Origin of the sequence: Arsukibacterium ikkense, assembly GCF_000987775.1 — a bacterium.
Classification (GTDB): Bacteria; Pseudomonadota; Gammaproteobacteria; order Enterobacterales; family Alteromonadaceae; genus Alishewanella; species Alishewanella ikkense.
In genome coordinates this window covers 156,605-177,873 of sequence record NZ_LAHO01000010.1, presented here as the reverse complement: position 1 = coordinate 177,873, position 21,269 = coordinate 156,605, and the positions used below count along the sequence as shown (strand labels likewise).

General features: G+C 50.9%; 16 protein-coding genes and 1 pseudogene. 11 read left to right on the top strand and 6 right to left on the bottom strand.

Going from position 1 to position 21,269, the window contains the following annotated elements; all coding sequences use genetic code 11:
• Positions 1-118: 118 nt before the first annotated feature.
• Positions 119-1,156, bottom strand: a complete 1,038-nt coding sequence (locus tag WG68_RS11610) for an IS630 family transposase (RefSeq protein WP_046557850.1) — start codon at positions 1,154-1,156, stop codon at positions 119-121.
• A 966-nt stretch (positions 1,157-2,122) separates the two neighbouring features.
• Between WG68_RS11610 and WG68_RS11600 the strand changes: the two are divergent.
• Positions 2,123-3,295: pseudogene (locus tag WG68_RS11600) on the top strand (IS4 family transposase).
• Positions 3,296-3,364: 69 nt separating this feature from the next.
• Here WG68_RS11600 and WG68_RS11595 read toward each other — a convergent pair.
• Positions 3,365-3,682, bottom strand: coding sequence for a DUF6170 family protein (locus tag WG68_RS11595; RefSeq protein ID WP_046557849.1), 318 nt, complete (start codon positions 3,680-3,682; stop codon positions 3,365-3,367).
• A gap of 110 nt (positions 3,683-3,792) precedes the next feature.
• Complete coding sequence (locus WG68_RS11590) at positions 3,793-5,763, bottom strand: propionyl-CoA synthetase (RefSeq protein ID WP_268753167.1); 1,971 nt, start codon at positions 5,761-5,763, stop codon at positions 3,793-3,795.
• Positions 5,764-5,905: 142 nt separating this feature from the next.
• Between WG68_RS11590 and WG68_RS11585 the strand changes: the two genes are divergently transcribed.
• Genes WG68_RS11585 through WG68_RS11545 form a run of 9 tightly spaced genes read left to right on the top strand, consistent with a single transcriptional unit; the run spans position 5,906 to position 14,675 of the window.
• Positions 5,906-7,768, top strand: coding sequence for a putative bifunctional diguanylate cyclase/phosphodiesterase (locus tag WG68_RS11585; protein ID WP_046557847.1), 1,863 nt, complete (start codon positions 5,906-5,908; stop codon positions 7,766-7,768).
• A 54-nt stretch (positions 7,769-7,822) separates the two neighbouring features.
• Positions 7,823-8,341: a Na+/H+ antiporter subunit E gene (locus WG68_RS11580; RefSeq protein ID WP_046557846.1), complete on the top strand. Its 519-nt coding sequence runs from the start codon at positions 7,823-7,825 to the stop codon at positions 8,339-8,341.
• Positions 8,338-8,616, top strand: a complete 279-nt coding sequence (locus tag WG68_RS11575; protein WP_046557845.1) for a monovalent cation/H+ antiporter complex subunit F — start codon at positions 8,338-8,340, stop codon at positions 8,614-8,616. The genes WG68_RS11580 and WG68_RS11575 overlap by 4 nt, the downstream gene beginning before the upstream one ends.
• Entirely contained in the window at positions 8,613-8,921 is a 309-nt protein-coding gene (locus WG68_RS11570; RefSeq protein ID WP_200897581.1) for a cation:proton antiporter, read from the top strand. Before WG68_RS11575 ends, WG68_RS11570 begins: the two co-directional genes overlap by 4 nt.
• Positions 8,918-9,874 (top strand): hydrogenase subunit MbhD domain-containing protein, encoded by a 957-nt coding sequence (locus WG68_RS11565; protein WP_046557844.1) that lies wholly within the window; start codon positions 8,918-8,920, stop codon positions 9,872-9,874. Before WG68_RS11570 ends, WG68_RS11565 begins: the two co-directional genes overlap by 4 nt.
• Positions 9,871-10,218 carry an NADH-quinone oxidoreductase subunit K gene (locus WG68_RS11560; protein ID WP_046557843.1) on the top strand — a complete coding sequence of 116 codons (348 nt, stop codon included), beginning with the start codon at positions 9,871-9,873 and terminating at the stop codon, positions 10,216-10,218. Before WG68_RS11565 ends, WG68_RS11560 begins: the two co-directional genes overlap by 4 nt.
• Positions 10,215-11,633, top strand: coding sequence for a complex I subunit 5 family protein (locus WG68_RS11555; protein ID WP_046557842.1), 1,419 nt, complete (start codon positions 10,215-10,217; stop codon positions 11,631-11,633). The genes WG68_RS11560 and WG68_RS11555 overlap by 4 nt, the downstream gene beginning before the upstream one ends.
• Entirely contained in the window at positions 11,630-13,138 is a 1,509-nt protein-coding gene (locus WG68_RS11550; RefSeq protein ID WP_046557841.1) for a proton-conducting transporter transmembrane domain-containing protein, read from the top strand. Before WG68_RS11555 ends, WG68_RS11550 begins: the two co-directional genes overlap by 4 nt.
• A complete protein-coding gene (locus WG68_RS11545; protein ID WP_046557840.1) occupies positions 13,131-14,675 on the top strand; it encodes a proton-conducting transporter transmembrane domain-containing protein in 1,545 nt (514 codons plus the stop codon). Before WG68_RS11550 ends, WG68_RS11545 begins: the two co-directional genes overlap by 8 nt.
• Before the next feature lie 23 nt (positions 14,676-14,698).
• Here WG68_RS11545 and WG68_RS11540 read toward each other — a convergent pair whose 3' ends face one another.
• Positions 14,699-16,786, bottom strand: coding sequence for a tetratricopeptide repeat-containing diguanylate cyclase (locus tag WG68_RS11540; protein ID WP_046557839.1), 2,088 nt, complete (start codon positions 16,784-16,786; stop codon positions 14,699-14,701).
• A 183-nt stretch (positions 16,787-16,969) separates the two neighbouring features.
• Complete coding sequence (locus tag WG68_RS11535) at positions 16,970-19,048, bottom strand: tetratricopeptide repeat-containing diguanylate cyclase (protein ID WP_235357723.1); 2,079 nt, start codon at positions 19,046-19,048, stop codon at positions 16,970-16,972.
• A gap of 186 nt (positions 19,049-19,234) precedes the next feature.
• On the opposite strand from WG68_RS11535, the gene WG68_RS11530 reads away from it, so the two are divergent.
• A complete protein-coding gene (locus WG68_RS11530; RefSeq protein ID WP_046557838.1) occupies positions 19,235-20,530 on the top strand; it encodes a hemolysin family protein in 1,296 nt (431 codons plus the stop codon).
• A gap of 26 nt (positions 20,531-20,556) precedes the next feature.
• On the opposite strand, the gene WG68_RS11525 is transcribed toward WG68_RS11530, so the two are convergent.
• On the bottom strand, positions 20,557-21,207 hold the full coding sequence (locus tag WG68_RS11525; protein WP_046557837.1) for a DUF5610 domain-containing protein: 651 nt from the start codon (positions 21,205-21,207) through the stop codon (positions 20,557-20,559).
• Positions 21,208-21,269 lie beyond the last annotated feature (62 nt).

Below are 21,269 nucleotides of genomic sequence, written 5' to 3'. Positions count from 1 at the left end.
CTGGATGGTGTGGTTGCTGCAACGCTTACTGTGATTCATAGAGAATGTTTCAATCTCCTTATCTCTAACTCAAGCTTGTATTTTGCTCCGGAATGGGGTTTCTGCTAAATAACTGATCCTAACTCTGAAACACCCGCTGTAAGCCATGACCGCCTCCCGGGAATGGTGCGGCATTGTCCATAAAGTGCTCAACCTGCTCCAGTAAATCATCCATCGTTTTGCAACAGTTGCGTGTGATGGTCTCGTGCAAGGCATGCCACAGCTTTTCTATTTTGTTAACCCAAGGGCTGTATACCGGCTGGAACAACAGCACAAACTTCGGGTTATTGCGCAGCCACTTCTCTGTTTTTTTGCTCTTGTGGATAATGTAGTTATCCACCACCAGCGTAATAGTTTTGGCTCGCCGGTATTGCCACTTCAGCTTTTCCATCAAGCTGATAAACAGCTCTGAGCTTTTACTCGTTGAACCAACATAGGTTATCTGGCCTGTTTTGCTATGCAGTGCCCCAGCCAGATAATGTTTTCTATTCTTACCTGGTGTTACCACCAGTCGCTGTTTGCCTTTGTAGCCCCAGTCCGCACCGATTTTCGGGTTCAGGTGGATATCCACTTCATCTTCATAAAACACCGGATGCTCTGCACTGCAATTATTTAGCGCCTCATAGATTGCCGCCATTTTCTCGGCTTTAGCCGGGTCTTCTATCCGTAGCGTTGGTGCTGCTCTGCGCCAAACAATGCCGGCTTTAGGCAGCAAGCGGCGTATCGTTGAACTGTGAACAATCAAGCCAAGAACACGCTTTAACACCAAGCTTAACAGCTCTGTACTCCAGCGTGACCGTTGATAGCCAAGATCCCTGGGCTTGTGCTCAATCAGCAACTTAAGCACACCAATAATTAAGGCCCTGGGCTGCGTTGGCGGTCGGCCTGTGCGTTGGTTTGTTAAGCCATCAATCCCTGCAGCTTCGTACCAAGTGAACCAGCGATTCACCGATGAGCGTCCAGCTTGCAGCAGTCTGGCCACTTCAGCTTTAGCCTTACCTTTTAGTACCAGTAACACCGCAGTTGCTCTGCGGCAAAGGTCTTTATCACGGGTTTTATGAATAATTTTCTTCAAACGGCGGGTTTCTGCGCCGTACAAAAATGCTATCTTGTTCATACTCAATGCGGTTTTGTGGCTTATTAGTTTGGCGACCGATCTGATCACGTAAACCGCATTGAGTTCCTTCTTTTTAGTGATCTACTGTTTGGAACAGTTATTTAGTTCATTAAGTTCTTAGATATCTTCGGAATAAGGCTACCCGCAGCTTTTCTAACTTTATGGCTCCAGTGCGCACCGATCTTCGGATTCATCTGGATATCCACGTCATTCTAGTAAAACACTGGGTGTTCAGCACTGCAATTATTCTCGCCTCGGATATTGTGGTCATCTTCTCTTCTTTGGCCCGGTTTTGTTATTCGCAATGTTGGCTCTCCCAGACAATACCGGCTTTATGCAGCAACTGGCGTATTTGTTGCGCTGTGAATAATTATGCCAATAACTCGCTTCAACACCTCACTTGACAATTCCGTACAACAGTCTGACCGCAGGTAGACAATCTCGTTGGGTTTGTGCTCAATCAATAACTACAAACATCAATAATCTATGCCTTGGGCTGTGTTGCCGGCCTGTTTGTACGAGGGTTTGTTGGGCCATCACCTACTGCTACTTCGTACAATGTAAACCAACGATTCACAGGGGATAGTCTAGATTGAAGCCGTAAGGCTACCTTTGTTTTAGTCTTACCTTCTAGTACTAGCAAAACCACTGTTGTTGGACGGCAAAGGTTTTGAAGATCTTTATTTCGGGTTTTTGTACTATTTTTTTTAAACGGCATGTTTCTGCGCCTTACACAACGCTATCTAGTTCATACTTAAAGAGGTTGTTGTTTGGTTTTGTTTGGCGACTGATCTGAGCATGCAAACCGCAGTCAGTTTACTTTTCCAAGTGATATACTGCTTAGTAGATTTACTGACGAATCCCCACGAATGGTATAGACAAAACAAATAGTTAGAGGCGAAGGGAACATTCATGGCAGTTCCCGATCAGATCATTCGCCAAAACTTTCAAACCATGAGTGCTGCCATGAATGTAAAAACAATGCTCGCCGATTTCCTCTCATTTGTCACCCCAAATGTATGCACAAAGCCCGGTTTTCAGCGTTAGGGGCGGCAGTACAAAGTTTGATGCAGAATGGCCAATGCGGTAACGGCTATCGGCCGTGATTTTGACAGTGAAACGTCAGAAAAACACGGCATCAAACGCGCTGACTGTTTGGTCAGAAATGAAGCGCTACAAGCAGAGGCGCCGCTTATTTATGGCGAAATGACCCGCTTGCTGCGCCAGGGCAAACAGCCGCTGATTTTAGTGGATTGGAGCAATGCCGACACCGAAAAACGTCATTTTATCCTGCGTGCAAGCCTGGCGCTGGAAGGTCGTCCACTGACGTTACATCAGATGGTCGCGCCGATGGACGAGTATACGTGCCCGCACGTACACAAGACGTTTTTACACCGACTAAAGCAGGTGCTGCCGGCAGACTTTAAGCCGGTAATCATTACCGATGCTGGTTTTAAAGTGCCGTGGTTTAAGCAAATACGTAAACTCGGCTGGCACTACATTGCCAGAGTGCGTGGCAATCAGAGACTGCAACTGCCTGGCCAAAATGACTTTGTCACGGTGGCAAAAATGTACAAAAAGGCCCGCACCACGCCGCAGCGGTTGGGTGAAGTTAAGCTGACCAAAGCACAGCAATACCGCACTCAAGCCGTGCTGGTTGGCACCGGTTGGAAACTACGCAAATCCGACAAACACAAACAATATAAAGAGCCGTGGTTGCTAGTCTCCTCCTTGCCCAATTGCTTCGATTATGCGACGAAGATTGCCAAATGCTACGGCAAACGCATGCAGATAGAAGAAAGCTTCCGCGACCAGAAAAGCCAGACCTATGGCTTAGGTAGCGAAGCACACCGTACTTATAAACGTGAACGGCTGGAGGTGCTGTTGCTATTGGCGGCACTGGCAAATTGGTTGCACTACATGATAGGACTGGCGGCAGAGCTGGCCGGGAAGCACTTGCAGTTCCAGGCTAACAGCATCAAGCATCGGCGCGTGTTGTCATTCAATTATCTGGGATTGCGATTATCTAAGGCCGCCCAGCTGGGTTTGACTGAAGAAGAGATACAAGCAGCGAGGCAACAAATCATGCGCTGGGCAGCAGAGTCTGACTGGTCACTCATCAAACTGGAAAAGAGCTGATACTATGATCAAATTCGTGGGGATCCCTCAGGTAGATTTATTTAAAAATTTTCCATATTAGGCCATATCTTAATCTTGAGCTTGATTGGCTCGCTCAAATAACTGGCGGCGTACGGCGCTAAACTGGCTATGACACAGCGCATAGGTAATAGGGCGGGTGATCAGTGGGTAGGCCAGCACCAGCAGCAGAATATAGGCGGCAATGGCCCAGCCATCGGCCCGGGCGACTAAAATAAACAAACCGAATAGAATAAGTAACTTCAGGGTATTTAATGCCACCTTAGTGGGCGTGGGCAGTTTGTCGGCGGCAGTGCGCACCACCTGCATGCGCTGGGCAAAATTAAGGCCCTGCAGTTCGGGGATTTTCTGGCTGTTAAAATACAACATGGCGTGATCCTTTCTGGCAAAGACGGCCGCGCAAGCAGCAGGCGGCTATTATAACCATTAATTACAGCCAATGCCCATGAGTCGATCAGTGGCTGTCAGCTGGCGATGCTTTATTCCGCAATCAGGCCCCGCTTGGTCATACACTCGGCAATTTCAGCTAAGCTGGCCGGGTCGTCAATGGTTGATGGTATAACATACTCTTCACCATCGGCAATTTGCCTGAGCAACTTGCGCAGAATTTTACCCGAGCGGGTTTTTGGTAACCGCGGCACGATTAATGCCTGTTTAAAGCAGGCCAGGGCGCCAATTTGCTGGCGTACCAATTGTACCAACTCCGTTTGCAGCTGCTGCTCGGTAATGCTGACGCCGTTTTTAAGCAGCACAAAGCCTACTGGTTGCTGGCCTTTTAACGGGTCGGCCAGGCCGATTACACAGCATTCGGCTACGGCCGGATGGCTGGCAACAATTTCTTCCATTTCACCGGTAGATAAGCGGTGGCCGGCGACGTTAATCACATCATCGGTGCGGCCCATCACATACAGGTAACCGTTTTCATCCAGATAGCCGCCATCGCCACTGGCATAGTAGCCGGGGAACTGGCGCAAATAACCGCTGACAAAGCGCTCCGGGTTCTGCCAGATGGTGGTCAGGCAGCCCGGTGGCAGCGGCAATTTCAGCGCGATATTGCCCTGTTGGTTGGCGGGCAGCTGCTGGCCGTTGTGATCCAGAATGGCCACCTGAAAGCCGGGTACCGGCACTGTGGCTGAGCCAGCCTTGGCGGGCAACAGCTCAATACCGGCCGGGTTGGCACAAATGGCCCAGCCGGTTTCAGTTTGCCACCAGTGGTCGATCACCGGTTTGCCACTGTGTGCAACTGTCCAGTCATAGGTAGCCGGGTCTAACCGTTCGCCGGCCATATATATGCGCTCAAGTGCGCTTAGGTCATAATTTTTAAGCAGTTTAGCGTCGGGGTCTTCTTTACGGATAGCCCGGAACGCCGTAGGCGCTGCAAACAGGGCTTTTACCTTGTATTCGGCGCATACCCGCCAGAAAGCGCCAGCGTCTGGCGTGAATACCGGTTTTCCTTCATATAATATGCTGGTGCAGCCGGCCAGCAAAGGGCCGTACACAATATAGGAGTGGCCAACCACCCAGCCAACATCTGATGCAGCCCAGAATACTTCACCCGGCGCCATGCCATAAATAGCCTGCATACTGTAGTGCAGGGCCACCGCATGGCCGCCATTATCCCGCACCACACCTTTGGGTTTACCGGTGGTGCCGGAGGTATATAAAATATACAGCGGATCGGTGCTTTTTACCGGCACGCAGGCCGCCGGCGCGGCGCTTTGCAGCAGGTGTTGCCAGTCGAAATCGCGCCCGGCCTGTAACTGTGCTGGTTGCTGCGGCCGCTGCCAGATAATACAACTATCAGGCTGGTGCTCTGCCAGCTTAAGCGCATTATCCAGTAGCGGTTTGTAGGCAATGATCCGGTTAACTTCAATACCGCAGGAGGCAGATACCACCACCTTTGGGCTGGCATCATCAATGCGTACTGCCAGCTCATGGGCCGCAAAGCCACCAAACACTACCGAATGCACGGCACCCAGCCGGGCTACTGCCAGCATGGCAATGACGGCCTGCGGGATCATCGGCATATAAATCACCACCCGGTCGCCTTTTGCAACCCCTTGTGCTTTTAACACTCCGGCAAACAGTGCCACTTCATCAGTGAGTTGCTGATAAGTAAATTGCTGTTTAGTTTGGGTAACGGGCGAGTCATAAATTAAGGCAATTTGCTCACCACGGCCTTGTTCTACATGGTAGTCCAGCGCCAGATAAGCGGTATTCAGTACGCCATCGGCAAACCATTGGTATTGCTCGCCTTTAATATGCAAAATTTGGCCGGGTTGCTGATACCAGGCCAGCCGGTTAGCTTTGTCGGCCCAGAATTGTTGTGGCTGCTGGCAGGCGGCCTGATATTCGGTGTGATAAGACATGCGCATGGTCCTTGTGGCTGCGGTTATGCTGTACATTACAGAAAAATTGCCACGCTGCCACTTAGACTTATGGCTAGTCAGGCCGACTGCTGCCTGTTTTTTTGATTCAGATCATGCTGCTGCTTTGCATGCATTTAACTTTGCCGCGAAGAGCAATAACGATTAGACTCGTGGCTAACAGAGTTTTTTAATTACATTTTTGCCAGACTAAGGCCCGTATTTAATGCCTGTACCAGTAAACAATAATGTGGCGTTTTTTCAGTTAATTGCAGATATCTCAACCAGCTTTGTGTTGAGCCCTGCCACAGAAGTTGATACCGCAGTAAATGATGCGCTGGCGCGGATTGGAACTTTTTTTGATGCCGATCGCAGCTATGTGTTTCAGTTTAATGCTGCCATCAGCCACGCCGACAATACCCATGAATGGTGTGCGCCCGGCATAATTGCCCAGCAAGCCATGCTGCAGCAATTAAGCGTGACCACTTTCGGTGGCTGGATGTCAGCGCTGCAATCCGGCAAGGCTGTGCAAATCAACGATATCAGTCAGTTAGACGCTAACTCGGCGGAGTACCAGTTACTGGCGGCGCAGGGGATCCAGTCGGTGCTGATGCTGCCGTTACTGGCACAAAATAGCTTACTTGGTATGTTTGGCCTGGATATTGTGCATAACAAACAGCGATGGACCGAAGAGCAGGTTGCCGCCTTAAGCCTGATTGCCGGTAACATTAGCGGCAGTTTTCTGCGCCAGCGGGCTGAGCAGCAAATTACCCAGCTGGCATTTTTTGATCAGTTGACCCAACTGCCTAACCGGCGGCTTATCCTGGACCGGTTACAACAAGCCCTTGCTAACAGTAAACGCAATAACTGCTTTGGTGCCGTATTGTTTATCGATTTAGATAACTTTAAGCACTTTAATGACAGCCACGGTTTTGAGCAAGGTGACGAATTACTGAAGCACGTCGGTAGCGCTATTCAAAACGTATTGCGGGAAGGCGACACCGTTGGCCGCTTTGCTGCTGATGAATTTGTGCTGATTTTAGAACAACTGGCCAGCAGCAGTCTGGAGGCGGTCGATGCGGTGAAAGTCGTTGCTAAGAAATTGATGCAGGCTGTGACTCAGCAATATCAACGGCAACATATTCGCTACCACAACAGTGTCAGCATTGGTGTCAGTATCTTTACCGGCTACCAGCAAAGCCCGGATATGCTGATTACTCAGGCCGATATGGCGATGTATCAGGCCAAAGCGGCGGGCCGCAATTGTATCTACTTTTTTGACCCTACCATGCAGCAAAAAGCCAGTCAGCGCACGGAGCTGGACAACGAGCTGCGCCAGGCGATTAATGAGCAACAGTTTGAACTGTTTTATCAGCTGCAGGTAGGGCGTGCCGGGCAGGCGCTGGGCGCTGAGGCACTGATCCGCTGGCGCCATCCAACGCGGGGGCTGGTTGGGCCGGATAATTTTATTGGGTTTGCCGAAGAAAGCGGCCTGATTGTGGCTATTGGTAACTGGGTGTTGTTAAGCGCCTGTAAGCAGTTGCGGCGTTGGCAGCAACAGGGGCTCACGGCAGATCTTAGCGTAGCGGTTAATATCAGTGCCAGTCAGTTCCGTCAGCCGGATTTTGTCAACACAGTACAGCAAATTCTGCAGCAAACCGGTGCTAATCCGGCAAAGCTGAAACTGGAACTGACTGAAAGCCTGCTCATCACAGATATTAACGATGTTGTTGATAAAATTCAGCAGCTAGCCGCAACAGGTATCGGTTTTGCGCTGGATGATTTTGGCACAGGCTACTCGTCACTGGCTTATTTAAAGCGCTTGCCGTTAACCCAGTTAAAAATAGACCGCAGCTTTGTCCGTGATATTTTAACCGACAGTAACGATGAGGCTATTGCCAGGATGATTGTTGCCCTGGGTAATACCCTGGGGCTGGAAGTATTGGCTGAGGGTATCGAAACCCCGAGTCAGTTTGTAGCGTTGCAACAGTTAGGCTGCTATCAGTATCAGGGTTACTTATTTGGTAAGCCATTACCTGTGGCCGAATTTAACGCCGCACTGCTAAGTTTGCCTACACCGGCTAGTTGAACTTTTCTATATTTTTCAAGACTATTATTTCATTCTGTATGCTAAGGAGTCAGCATGGCCAGCAGGCGTTCCAAACCTACATTTACGCAACTGGCCCTCGCGGGTTTGGGTTTTGCGTTGTGCTGGGCAGCGTTAACTGAAAACCGGGGGTGGTGGTTTTTTCTGCCACTGTGCGGCGTCATTTTGCTGTGGCTGTATTTGTTGAACATGCAATTGCCGGCACTTCGTTGGCGGGCCTTACCTGGCTTTATATTATTTTTTTTCAGGCAATTAGTGCTGGGTGCTGTTGATGTTGGTTGGCGGGCGCTGGCCATTAAACCGCACTTTGCACCACAGTGGCAACGTTACCCCATCCGTTTAACTGAGCCGGCCAGCCAGCGCCTGCTGGCCAGCATGATCAGCTTGTTGCCCGGTACCTGTAGCGCTCAGATTGAGCTGCATCAGCAACAAGCCAATCAGCTTCTGCTGCACGTACTGGATCAGCATGCCGACTGGCAGGCTGGGGTTATCGCGCTGGAGCAGCAACTGGCGTTGTTGCTTAAGCGGGAAACGGCAAAAGAGTACACAGTATGATGGCCCTGGCTCTGGCATTGTTATTCACCATGTTACTTGGGCTATGGCGGGTAATTAAAGGCCCTGCGTTGTTAGACCGCTTATTGTCAGTGCAATTATTTGGTACTACCGGGGTGGCACTGTGTCTGGTACTGGCGCAGGCGCTCGGCCAGCCGGCATTGCGTGATGTGGCACTGGTGCTGGCGGTACTGGCTGCGGCGGCGCCGGCTGCACTGGTGCAACGGTTAAAAAATCAATCTGCTGATAACAGTAAGCCGACAGAGGATCAGAGATGAATGCCATGAACGAACTTAGCGTATTCAATGCAGTGCTAAGCAGCCTGTTGCTGTTTATCGGCTTAATGTTTTTTGTCGCTGGCAGCCTGGGCATGTTGCGTTTTCCGGATAGTTTCAGCCGGTTACATGCCGTAACCAAAGCTGACTCGCTTGGCCTGGGCTCGGTGATCGCCGGATTAATGTTTTACAGTAACTGGTGGCAGAATCTGTTAATGCTACTTATCTGGTTGCTGGTACTGGCCTCTGGCACTGTTTCGTGTCAATTGCTGGCGCGCTTTTGTAAAGCACAGCAGGATCAGGCATGAGTTTACTGCTGTTTGATGCACTGCTGTGTTTGCTACTATTAGCCCTGGCGCTGGCCAGTATGCTCAGCCGCCAGTTGGCCCATGCAGTGATTTTATATATTGCCTTTGGTTTACTGATGGCCCTGGCCTGGGCCCGACTGGCTGCACCCGATCTGGCGCTGGCCGAAGCCGCTATTGGCGCCGGCCTTACCGGCGCCTTGTGTTTTAGCGCGCTGGCCAGACAGGGGCCGCAACTTAATATGAAGGATTTAAGCTGGCGGCAGCGGCTATGGCCGGCACTGTTTGTGGTTATCATCTTAAGCGGTTTACTGTCTGCAGTTTTGCAAATACCGCTGCAGCCTGGCCCTTTGCTGGCGGTGGCCGAGGCTGAACTGGCAGACAGCGGGGTCAGTCACCCGGTTACAGCGGTACTGCTTAATTTCCGCTCCTGGGATACTTTGCTGGAACTGCTGGTATTGCTGTTAGCATTAGTTGGCACTTTGCAGGTGGCGCCGGCCCGGGCGCATAGTGGCAGCTGGGCCCTGAGCCGCAGTTGGAGCCAGCTGCTGGCACCGCTGGTGTTATTGCTGGCCGGTTATGTACTGTGGGCGGGAGCCAGCCAGCCTGGTGGCGCCTTTCAGGCCGGCGCTTTACTGGCCGCCGGTGCCGTGGTACTGCGGTTAAATCAGCAGCTTAACTGGTTGCACTGGGGCAATGTCTGGATCAGGTTGCTGGCGGTGTCGGGGGTAGCGATGTTTACGTTGTCAGGCTTATTCGCTCTGTTGCTTAGCGGCTCTGCGGCTACTGCCATCTGGCTGCAGTGGCCGGTGGCGCTGGCAGGTAGCATTATTTTACTGATCGAGCTTTTTGCCAGCTTAGCCATTGCAATCAGCCTGACCTTGCTGGTGATGGCTGAGCAACCCGTGCCGCGGTGTATCCTTGCCGGGCCAGGCACAGGGGAGGGTGTCAAATGACTGAGCTTGGCAACCCGTTATGGTTATACGGCTGCAGCGCCTGCGTGTTAATTGCTATTGGCAGCTATGGTTTTATTATTGGCCCACAAACACTGCGCCGTATTCTGGCATTAAATATTATTGGTGCCGGCATCTTTATGCTGATGGTGGTACTGGCCTATCGTGGCATGGTGTCTGCCGCAGATACTGCTGAGGCCGTCGTCACAGATGCAGTGATGCAAACCGATGCTATTTTACATGCGCTGGTGCTGACCGGTTTGGTGGTGGCGGTCAGTGCTACGGCCTTTGCGCTGGCGTTACTGGCGCGGTTAAAGCAGCGCCTGGCAAAGGATCCGCCCGGATGATAGTACTGTTACTGGTTTTGCCGTTGCTAAGTGCCTTAGTGATGCTCGTCTGGCCCAGAATTGCGCCACTGCTGGCGCTGGCTTCGGCAGGCGTTTGCAGCATTCTGGCTGTACAACTGTTATTGCTGGTTAATGCACAGGGGAGCCAAACCCTGCTGTTAGCCGGCTGGCCCGTTGGCCTGGCTATTCGCTGGCAGGCTGACGGCCTGAGCGCTTTGCTGATCTTACTGACCGCAGTGCTGCAGTTGCTGGTGGGCTTTTATGCTTTCGCTACCCGTAAACGCGACAGCTTAGCCCAGGCCTTCTGGCCGCTTAGCGGCCTGTTGCAACTGGGGTTAACTGCGTTGTGGCTGTCCCGCGATTTATTTAACTTATATGTCTGTCTGGAACTACTGGGGCTGGTTGCCGTGGCGTTAGTCAGTTTAGCCGGTGATAAAGCCATTAAACCGGCTCTTAACTATTTGCTGTTGTCACTGTTTGGCTCGCTGTGTTATTTGCTTGGCGTTGCTATCTTGTATGGCGGCTACGGTATGCTCGATATCGATAGCCTGGCAATAAGCTGGCAGGCCGACTGGCTAAGTACAAGTGCGTTGCTGCTAATGAGCCTGGGTTTAATGTTAAAAGCCGCGATCTGGCCATTGCATGCCTGGTTGCCTCAGGCGCACGGCGCCGCGCCGGCACCGGTAAGTGCCTTACTATCGGCACTGGTGGTTAAAGGGCCGCTGTTTATTCTGTGTCTGCTCTGGCTGCAGCTGGCCAGCAGCCAGCAGGCCTTGGCGATTGCGCCGTTGTTTGCCGGCTGCGGCCTGGCGGCGCTGTTAGTTGGAGGCTGGTCAGCGCTACGAACCCCGTTTGCTAAAAATCTGGTGGCATACTCCACAGTCGCGCAACTAGGCTATGCCATGCTGGCGCTGGGCTTGCTGTTACAATTTAACCAACCGCTGTTCTTTGCGGCCTTGTGGCTGTTTGTGCTGGCGCATGCGCTGGCAAAAGCCGCCAGTTTTCTGGCGATAGGCGAGCTGAGTGCCACCCTGGGCGGTAAGCGCTTAATGGTGATAAAGGGCGCCAGCCAGACTATGCCGCTGGCGATGTTTGCCTTTGCTGTTGCCGGTGGCAGTTTAATTGGCTTACCGCCCAGTGGCGGCTTTCTGGCGAAGTGGGCCATGCTGCAAGGCTTGTGGCTGCAGGGTGGCCAGCTGCTTTGGCTGCTGGCGATTTTAGTAGCGAGTCTGTTATCAGCAGCTTACGTGTTCCGGGTGGTGGTGCTGGCGTTCGACCGCGCCGATCCGGTCGCGCCGGATTTTTCGCCGCAGCTGATACCGCAATGGCTGGCACTGTTGCCGGCACTGGCGGTGTGGGCTATGGCGCTGTTTAGCGAACCTTTGCTGCTGATGTTGCAGCAGGAGGGGCTATGAGCCCGTTCTGGTTAAACTACTTACCGCTGGCCATTATTTTAAGCTCGCTGCTGCCGGGTTTAATTATTTTCACCTTGAAAGAGCAGCAGGTAAAACTGCGGATAAGCCTGAATTTGCTGGGCGTTGGCATTAAGCTGATATTGGTACTGTTAATGTTACAGGCGGTAAAAGCAGGCCAGAGCTTTTACTTTAGCCTGCCTTTTTTGCCCGGTGCCGATTTAGTGTTGCAAGGTGATGCTCTGTCACTGTTGTTCGTCGTACTGTCGTCGGTATTGTGGCTGGCTACCACCGTTTATGCCATTGGTTATCTGGAAAACTCACCACTACGCTCCCGCTTTTTTGGTTACTTTAGTTTATGTGTCAGTGCCACGGTCGGCCTGGCGCTGGCCGGTAATCTGGTAACGTTTTTGTTGTTTTATGAGTTGCTTACCCTGGCAACCTTTCCACTGGTGGTGCACCGCGGCACGCCGCAGTCATTAGCCGCCGGCCGGCGTTATCTGGCCTATACCCTGCTGGGCGGTTTGTTATTGCTGCTGGGGGTGGCGCTGCTGCACAGCCTGGTACAAAGCCCGTTGTTTAGCCCGGGCGGTTATGTTGAGATAGCAGTAGCCGAGCATAGCACTCTGTTAAAACTGGCGTTTTGCCTGATGATAGCCGGCTTAGGGGTAAAAGCCGCTTTATTGCCATTACATGGCTGGTTGCCGCAAGCCATGGTCGCACCGGCGCCGGTCAGTGCCTTGTTGCACGCGGTGGCGGTGGTAAAGGCTGGTGCTTTTGGTATTATCCGGCTGGTGTATGACGTGTTTGGCGTGGACAGCATGCAACTGCTGCAGTTAGCCCAACCGTTAATGTGGCTGGCTGCCCTGACCATTTTATACGGCTCGTGGCGGGCGCTGGCGCAGCAGGATATTAAGCGGCGGCTGGCCTATTCCACCATTAGTCAGGTGTCTTATATTACCCTTGGGGTGGCGATGCTGGGGCCGCTGGCCGCGGTGGGGGGGCTGGTGCATCTGGTACATCAGGGCGTGATGAAAATTACTTTATTCTTTTGCGCCGGTAATTTTGCCGAAACCCTCGGTGTACATAAAATTCGTGAACTAAACGGCGCCGGCCGGCGCATGCCGCTGACCTCAATGGCCTTTACCCTCGGTGCACTAGGGATGATCGGCATTCCACCTACCGCTGGTTTTATCAGTAAATGGTATTTAGGGCAGGGCGCCGTGGCCACCGATAACAATCTGATGTTGCTGGTTTTTGTGGTTTCTGGCCTGCTGAATGCTGCGTATTTTTTGCCAATAGTTTACCGGCTGTGGTTTTTACCGCAGCGTGGCAACTGGCCGGCAGAGCAGCGCTGGTCGGCGAAGCTGGAAACACACTGGATGCTGCTGTTGCCAATGTTGTTCACCGCTCTGTTAATTGTGCTGATGGGCGTTTTTGCCAGTACCAGCTTAAGCCCGTTAAGCTGGGCTGAACTGATTGTCGAGCGGGAGTTCAGTTATGATTGATTTATCAGCCTGGCTCTGGCCCGGCGCCGGGCTGGGGTTGGCGACTGAGTTACAGCAGGTATGGTGGGCATTCAGCCTGACGTTGTGGCTGATAGCGGCGGCCTTTAGTCTGTCGTTTCTCGCCGGAACGGCACATCGTGGCCGTTACTGGCTGTTTTTTGGCTTAAGTTTTGCGGGCAATTTGCTGTTAATTGCGGCGCTGGATGCCATCAGTTTTTATCTGGGTTTCAGTTTAATGAGCCTGTCGGCCTATGGCCTGGTGGTACATAGTGGCAGTAAAAGCGCCCGTCGCGCGGGCCGTTTGTATTTACAACTGGCGATTATTGGCGAGTTATTGCTGTTTGCTGCGCTGGTGCTGCGGGCCTCTGCTGCTGACGGCCAGTTCGACTGGCAGAGCTGGCAGCAGGTGCCACTGGATCATCTGACCATTTTGCTGTTTATCACCGGTTTGGGGTTAAAAGCAGGTTTCTGGCCGCTGCACATCTGGCTACCTCAGGCGCACCCGGCAGCGCCGGCACCGGCCAGTGCCGTGCTGTCAGGCTGTATGATTAAAGCTGGTGTGCTGGGTATGCTGTTATTTTTACCCTCAGGCGATCCGTTGCTGCAAAGCTGGATCCCTTACCTGATATGTCTTGGGTTTGGCTCGGCTATTTTCGGCGTGCTGGCCAGCCTGTTATCCCGTCAACCCAAGGTAATTCTGGCCTATTCGTCAGTCAGTCAGGTTGGTTATATAGTTGTGCTGGTGGCGTTGTCCTGGGCTGGCAGCCCGGCAGCGGCAATGCTGGTGCTGCTGGCCTATGCTGCGCACCACGCCTTTGCCAAAGGCGCGCTGTTTTTGTACGCCGGGCTAAGTGCCAAACAGCGCTTGCCACGATATTGGCAGCTGTTGTTCTGGCTACCGGCACTGTCCTTAATGGCGCTGCCGCTAACCGGCGGCGCCGCGATAAAAAGCGCATTAAAAGGCCTGGTAACAGAGGTTGCTTTACCGCTTTGGCTCAATGCCAACAGCTTAACGGCCTTGCTAAGCCTGGGAGCCGTGTTAACCGCCATCTTATTTTTGCACCTGGCACAGGCATTCCAGCGCCAGCAGCGCCAGTTTACAGCAACACCTGCGCCAGGTTTGGCATTATACTGGCAAGCTGGTTGTATAGTGATATTGCTGCTGACACTGTTGTTGTTACCCTGGTTGTGGCCGCCATTGTTGGCGTTAAGCCTGCAAACGCTGGCCTGGCCAACGATCTGGGCGCTGTGCTGGCCGCTGTTGCTGGCGTTTTTAATGGTAAGTGTGGTGCGCTGGCGTCATTGGCAGTTACCCGCCAGCTGGTTAGATCGCAACAGTGTGGTATTGCTCTGGTCATTGTGGTTGAAGCGGTTATACCAGCCACAGCAGCAGTGGCAAGCGCCGGTGTATCGGCTTAACTGGCGGGCGTGGGAACGGGCGATAAACCGGGCAACACCCGGCACGGTAGTTGGCCCCAGTGCCATGGCTTTACTGGGGTTACTGCTGCTGGCCAGTGTCTTATGGTATTTTACCTGAGCCCGCTATCTGTGCGCTGCCGCTTATGTTAGCTGCGGCCCTTTTATGGTGATGTAGTCCACCATATTCTGGCGAATCGCACCCTGTAAATCAGTGGTCAGGGCCTCGTTGGCTGTTGCATAATCACAACGCAGGCCGGTAATAGCATATATCTGGTTGCGGCCGTTTACTTTACTTAAATACAGCGCCATATCAGCAATTTGCAATGCCCGCTCCCAGTTAAGCTCACTCTCATCGATTCCGGCAAACGGCAGGTGAATAAAACCGCCGCTGGTGCTCACGGCAATTGTGTTGCCATCGCATACTATCGGTTCGCTGGCAATTACTTCAAGAATACGCTGACAAAAGCCGGCTACCTGCTCGGGTATTATATTGTCCAGATACAATAAAAACTCCTCGCCGCCCCAGCGGATCACCAGATCCTGCTCGCGGCATACCTGCGTTAAGCGATCACTGAGTTGTTTTAATACTTCATCGCCAGCAGCGTGGCCATGGTTATCATTAATCTTTTTAAAATAATCGATGTCCAATAGTAAAAAGCCATTGGCGTGTGGAGTAGCATCGCTCTGTCGCCGGCCATACTTAGCCCGGCGTTGCATTTGTTCTTGCAGGGCGCGGCGGTTAAATAAACCGGTGAGGGGATCGCGCAGCGACTGAAACTCAAGTTGTTTATTGGCTTCCCTTAACTTACGGTTCGACTGGCGGACTTTACGATACAGCTGATACAGTAACACTGCAGCGAATATCAGTACTAACGCGAACAAGGCGGTTAGCTGTTGTTGCAGTTTCTGGTTGTCCAGCAGTTGCGCTTTTAAGTTGTTCTCCTGCTCTAAAATGGTGATCAGCTGGCTTTTCGCCTTAGTGTCGTATCTGTTTTGCAGCTCGTTAACGCTTTTTTCGCGTTCACTGGTAAGGATCTCCGCCCGCAACTCCAGTTGTTGCAGTAAGGTTTGCGCCTGCAGTTGATACAAACCGGCTTTTTCGTAAGCTCTGGCCAGCCATTCCAGCATGGGCTCATACTGGGCCTTGGTTTCATTGTTTTTAAAGTAGTCCAGCGCTATTAACATGTTAGCCAGGCCACTGTTATGCTCGCCAGTCATTACGTCGATATAACCCAGATTAAAGGCAATAATCTGGCCGTTATACTCATCGCTTAGCTCGCCAGCCCGGGTTGCGGCTGTCTCTAGTACCTGCTTGGCTGCATTGTAGTTTTCCTGCTGAATATAAATAGAGCCGAGATTATTTTGAAAGGTTAGCTCAACATTGGGGCGGTCATGTTCTTTGGCCGCAGCGAGGCCAAGTTGGTTAATGGTTATCGCAGCACTAAGGTCTTTTTGTTCGGCAACAATAAAACCCAGCATTAAATATAAATCAGGTAAAAAGCGGGTGAATTGATATTTTATCGCGTCAGCTATCAGTTCTTCAGTCAGCACTTTAGCTTCAGGCCATTGTTTTAAATCTGCATACACCTGGGCAATCAGGTAATTTAAAATAGAGCGGCGGCGCAGGGTAAATTGATCGTCAGTGGCGATAACGGCATCCAGCGCACTGGTAAAATGTTGCAGCGCACTTTCATACTGGCCGTCAGCTCTGAACAGCCGGCCAAGCAAATTATGGGCGTAGTACCGCACCCGCGGTAGGCTGGCTTGCTCTAAAAACATTTCAAGCCGGTCAGCTTTTATAACGGCGGCAGATATTTCGCGCTGATAAAACGTAAACTCAATTTCGGTAGCATAGATTTCGCTAAGCACATCAGGATCATTGCTGCGTTGTGCTATCAGTAGTAATTTTTTGAGCAAGGCGTCGGCTTGTGCTTGCTGTTGCTGATACAGTAGCGCGCTGGCCTGGTAAGACAACAACCTTACCTGGCTGGCTATATTGTCGCTGTCTGTCTCGTCTTTATAGTGGCTGTTAAACAGCACGTCCAGGAATTCGTCAGCCGCCTCAACATCATCACGAGCCAGTACCAGATACTTATCTAATTGTTGTTCTAACTCAGGATCAAGCGATGATTGGGCAATGGCAGGGCATAGCGTCAGGCTAAGCACTACCAGCAACAGGCAAGACAAACGGGTCAAGCTAAAACCACACAGGGCTGAGTAGAGAAACATATGCCGGTCCCAAATGACATTAATACCCTGAAGATAGCGTATTTAGCAGCTAATTACAGCTGCTAGTTGGTTTTGCCCTTACAAACAGCGTTAATAATTTCAGCCGCTTAGCACTATTAGCAGCGGATTAACCGCTTGCTAACGGCTTTACTCCTTGTTGCTAATGGCTTTGGCGGCGCCAGTTTATATTTTTGCTGGCAACGGCGGGCCCTTTATGGTGATGTAGTCCACCATATTCTGGCGAATCGCGCCTTGTAAATCATTGCTCAAGGCCTGGTTGGCCGTTGCATAATCACAGCGCAGGCCGGTAATGGCATACACCTGGTTGCGGCCATTCACTTTACTTAAATACAGCGCCATATCGGCAATTTGCAGCGCTCGTTCCCAGTTAAGCTCGGTTTCAGTAATACCGGCAAATGGCAGATGAATAAAGCCGCCACTGGCGCTTACCGTAATGAGTTTGCCATCATATAGCACCGGTTCACTGGCAATCAGCTTCAGGATGCGCAGACAAAAGCCGGTTAGCTGCTCAGCAGCGACGTTGTCAAGATATAATAAGAACTCTTCGCCACCCCAGCGCACTACCAGATCCTGCTCGCGGCAAGCCTTCGTTAAGCGCTCACTCAGTTGTTTCAGAACTTCGTCACCCGCCGCATGGCCGTAGTCATCATTAATTTTTTTAAAAAAATCGATATCCAGCAATAAAAAGCCATTTTCCCGTTCACAGATATCAGTTTGGCGCCGGCTAAAACTGACTCTGCGTTGCATCTGCTCCTGCAGGGCGCGACGATTAAACAGCCCGGTTAACGGGTCACGTAATGACTGATATTCCAGTTGTTTATTCGCTTCTTTTAAGCGGCGATTAGTTTTCCGTACTTTAAACATCAGTTGCAGCAATAAAACGGCGCCAAACAGCATCACAATTACAAACAACAAGGTTATCCGTTGTTGTAGTTGTTTATTGCGCAGTAACTGGTGCGTCAGGTCGTTGTCTTGTTGCAAAATGGTGATTTGCTGCGCTTTGGCTTTATTGTCATAGCGGCTTTGCAGATCACTGATCACTTTGTCACGGTCTGAATTCAGTATTTCTTCCCGTAGCGCCATTTGCTCAGCTAAGGTGTCTGCTCTTTCCTGATGCCTGTCAGCCAGCGCATAGGCCTTGGCCAACCAGCCAAGGGTATCCTCAAGCTGGGTTTTCAGTTTTATTTCCCGGAAATAATTGATTACCTCCAGCATCGCTGCCAGGCCCGAAGCATGATTACCTTCTGCTACATCAATATAACCAAGGTTAAACCGGATCAGATGGGTATCGCTAGGCGTTTGCATATCGGTTGCTTGTTTCAGCGCATCATTTAGTATTGTGCGTGCTTGGCCAAAGTTGCCGGCTTTAATGTAGCCGGCGCCTAAGTTATTTTTAAACACCAGTGCCAATCCAGCATGCCCTTGCCGTTGCGATTCTGCCAGGCCTTGCAGATTCACTTGCTCGGCCAGCACATCATCGTCCTGAAAACTGGCAATATAACCATAAAGCAAATAATACTCTGGCAGCTCTGTGTCTAGCTGGTAGGTTTTGGCATCAGCAATCAGGTGTTCAATCAGTTGCCGGGCTTGTGCGAAGTTTTTTAATTCAGCATGAATGCTGGCTATCATCTGATGTAAAAACATGGTTCTGCGCTGGGTACGCTGGTCCTGTGTTTCAGTGACTGCTTGCAGCGCGTCAACAAAATGTTTAAGTGCCAGTTCGTACTGGCCATCTTCTCTGAATACCCTACCCAGCAGGTTGTGCGCATAATAGCGGCTGCGGGGATTGCTGGCGCTGATGCCTTGCTGGTGCAGCAACTCTGCTTTTAGCACCGCGTCGTTAAATTGCTGGCGCAAGGCCAGTACTTCGATCTCTGTCGCCTGAGCATCGGCTAAAGCATCAGGGTCATTTGTTGCGCTGGCGAGGGAGAGCGCCTGCTGTAGCCAGGTATCGGTTTGTTGCTCATCCGTGGCGTATAAATAATGCACTGTTAAATAGCTATAAAGCCTAACCCGACTGGCAATGGAGTGTTCAGCTGAATCGTGCTCCTGCAGTTGCAACAATAACGCTGCGGCCTGCTCATAATCATCTGCAGCAAGCTGCAGATAATGATCAAGTTGTTGATCCAGCTTATCTTGTAGTGCAAAAAGTGTTGGGCTTAGCAGCAGAGCAAGCAGCATGCTGAGCATGACAATCCGCTGGCTTAGTAACCGGCAGTCATTTGACAGAGACATTATCATTATAGTTATTGCTCAGATCACTTAATTCTGTTGTTCGTTTTAATAAAATATCGTGCAAATTACCAGCGGTATTTATCGTTAAATGTACTCTATCATGTGATTTAGCATGAAATTTTTCAAATGCTTAGCGTTATTGTTGCAACAAAACCGCTATAATCAAGATCCTGAATTTAGGTCGGAAAGGCTATGAGTACCATAGAATACCTGTTTGTTATGTTGCTGCTGGTGGCTACCAGTTCGTTTTTTTCAGTATCTGAAATAGCGCTGGCGGCATCACGAAAAATGCGCTTGCGAATGATGGCCACCCAGGGCGATGTCAGCGCTGAAAAAGTATTAATGCTGCAGGAACATCCTGGCAACTTCTTTACTGTGGTGCAAATTGGCTTAAATGCGGTGGCCATTTTAGGCGGTATTCTCGGTGAGTCGGCTTTTACACCATATTTTTCGTCATTACTGGCTATGTTCACTGACGCCAGCTGGGTGCCGGCAGCGGCCTTTACCTTATCGGTATTCTTTGTAACGTCGCTGTTTATTTTGTTTGCTGACTTAATGCCCAAAAGGCTGGCGATGATTTCTCCGGAAAAAATAGCGGTGAAAATAGTCCGGCCTATGTTGCTGTTAATTGTGCTGTTAAAGCCGCTGGTCTGGCTATTTAATGGCCTGGCCAATTTGTTTTTCAGCTTGTTTAATGTGCCCACCCTACGTAAAGACGATATTACTCCTGACGATATTATGGCGATGATGGATGCCGGCGCCCAGGCGGGTGTGCTGCAACAGCATGAACACCAGCTGCTGGAAAACGTATTTGATATGGAGTCACGCACGGTAACCTCCGCCATGACGGCACGTGAGAGCCTGATTTTCTTTACCAATAACGAGTCGCAAGACAATATTAAAGCGAAAATTGCCGAGCACCCGCATGCTAAGTTTATTGTCTGTGATGAAGTGCTGGACAGGATTGTGGGCTATGTCGATACCCGTGATATTTTAATGCAGGTATTGCACGACCAGCCTATCTCACTGAAAAAAGAGGGCATAGTACGCTCACCACTGATTATCCCTGATACTTTATCGTTGTACGAAGCGCTGGAACACTTTAAATCTACCGGGGTCGATTTTGCCATTATTATGAATGAGTACGCGCTGGTGGTGGGGATTATTACTTTAAAAGATGTGATGAGCATCGTGATGGGCGAGCTGGTCAGCTCGGAAGAAGAACAAATTGTCAAACGTGATGCCAACTCCTGGTTGGTCGAGGGCTTAACGCCCTTGGCTGATGTGATGCGGGTGCTGGATATCGACAGCTTTCCCAATTCAGAAAATTACGAAACCATTGCCGGCTTTATGATGTTTACCCTGCGTAAAATACCCAAGCGCACCGACTTTGTGTTGCACGGTGGCTACAAATTTGAAGTGGTCGATATCGACAGCTACAAAATCGATCAGCTGCTGGTTACCCGCATCGATAACCTGGAGCATTAAGCTGGCAGTGTGCCTGTCAGCTAAGCTCAGGCACCGCTGGCCGGCTCAGTTTTCTTCGCCGGTGCTGCACTGGCATCCGTTGGTTGCTCAGCCAGCTCCAGCATTTTCTGCCGGAAGCTATCCAGCCCGGCCATCACTTTGGCATAGGTTTGGTCAACGCCGGCTTCTACTTCGCCCTCGTAAACTTTTAAGCCTTTCAGAATGCTTTTGGCATCAGCAAAGCCTTTTTCAATACCGCCGCCAATCACTTTTAAAAAGTTATCAAGCTGCTCTTCTTCTGAGCGACCCGGGTTCTGCTCTTTATAGCGGCTGTAAAAGCCGGTAGCAAAGGCGACAATTCGCTCTGCTGTTGCTTCTGGCGAAGTATCAATGCCTGAATCATATATTTTCTGCGCTGCATTTTCGCCAAATATGGGTTCCAGCTCAGCGTTGATGCCGTCCAGCGCCGTTTTATACAGCAAGCTTAGCGAGTCATTATTGCTGCGCAGTGATACTTGCTCGTTGGCTTTTAAAATGGCGATATTCTGCGCCTGACGGGCTTGCTCGGCATTATTGGTAATGCCCTTATTGGCAACAGCGCCATTTTCGTCGTTTTTGACGGTCTGGTTTTGTTGCGCGGCAGACGATGCAGAGCTGCTTTTCGCTACAGTGGCGGGTGTATTGGGTGAAATAGCCATAGTGATGACCTCTTGCTGAGTAATATGTTAGTTAAAATATAGCTTAACGAGAGTATCGGCGG

What these genes read in the sequence shown, in the direction of transcription:
- WG68_RS11610 (WP_046557850.1), bottom strand. Translation starts at nt 1,156, where the DNA reads ATGAACAAGATAGCATTTTTGTACGGCGCAGAAACCCGCCGTTTGAAG.
- WG68_RS11580 (WP_046557846.1), top strand. Translation starts at nt 7,823, where the DNA reads ATGGCCAGCAGGCGTTCCAAACCTACATTTACGCAACTGGCCCTCGCG.
- WG68_RS11540 (WP_046557839.1), bottom strand. Translation starts at nt 16,786, where the DNA reads ATGTTTCTCTACTCAGCCCTGTGTGGTTTTAGCTTGACCCGTTTGTCT.
- WG68_RS11535 (WP_235357723.1), bottom strand. Translation starts at nt 19,048, where the DNA reads ATGATAATGTCTCTGTCAAATGACTGCCGGTTACTAAGCCAGCGGATT.
- WG68_RS11525 (WP_046557837.1), bottom strand. Translation starts at nt 21,207, where the DNA reads ATGGCTATTTCACCCAATACACCCGCCACTGTAGCGAAAAGCAGCTCT.
- WG68_RS11575 (WP_046557845.1), top strand. Translation starts at nt 8,338, where the DNA reads ATGATGGCCCTGGCTCTGGCATTGTTATTCACCATGTTACTTGGGCTA.
- WG68_RS11565 (WP_046557844.1), top strand. Translation starts at nt 8,918, where the DNA reads ATGAGTTTACTGCTGTTTGATGCACTGCTGTGTTTGCTACTATTAGCC.
- WG68_RS11550 (WP_046557841.1), top strand. Translation starts at nt 11,630, where the DNA reads ATGAGCCCGTTCTGGTTAAACTACTTACCGCTGGCCATTATTTTAAGC.
- WG68_RS11560 (WP_046557843.1), top strand. Translation starts at nt 9,871, where the DNA reads ATGACTGAGCTTGGCAACCCGTTATGGTTATACGGCTGCAGCGCCTGC.
- WG68_RS11570 (WP_200897581.1), top strand. Translation starts at nt 8,613, where the DNA reads ATGAATGCCATGAACGAACTTAGCGTATTCAATGCAGTGCTAAGCAGC.
- WG68_RS11545 (WP_046557840.1), top strand. Translation starts at nt 13,131, where the DNA reads ATGATTGATTTATCAGCCTGGCTCTGGCCCGGCGCCGGGCTGGGGTTG.
- WG68_RS11585 (WP_046557847.1), top strand. Translation starts at nt 5,906, where the DNA reads ATGCCTGTACCAGTAAACAATAATGTGGCGTTTTTTCAGTTAATTGCA.
- WG68_RS11595 (WP_046557849.1), bottom strand. Translation starts at nt 3,682, where the DNA reads ATGTTGTATTTTAACAGCCAGAAAATCCCCGAACTGCAGGGCCTTAAT.
- WG68_RS11530 (WP_046557838.1), top strand. Translation starts at nt 19,235, where the DNA reads ATGAGTACCATAGAATACCTGTTTGTTATGTTGCTGCTGGTGGCTACC.
- WG68_RS11555 (WP_046557842.1), top strand. Translation starts at nt 10,215, where the DNA reads ATGATAGTACTGTTACTGGTTTTGCCGTTGCTAAGTGCCTTAGTGATG.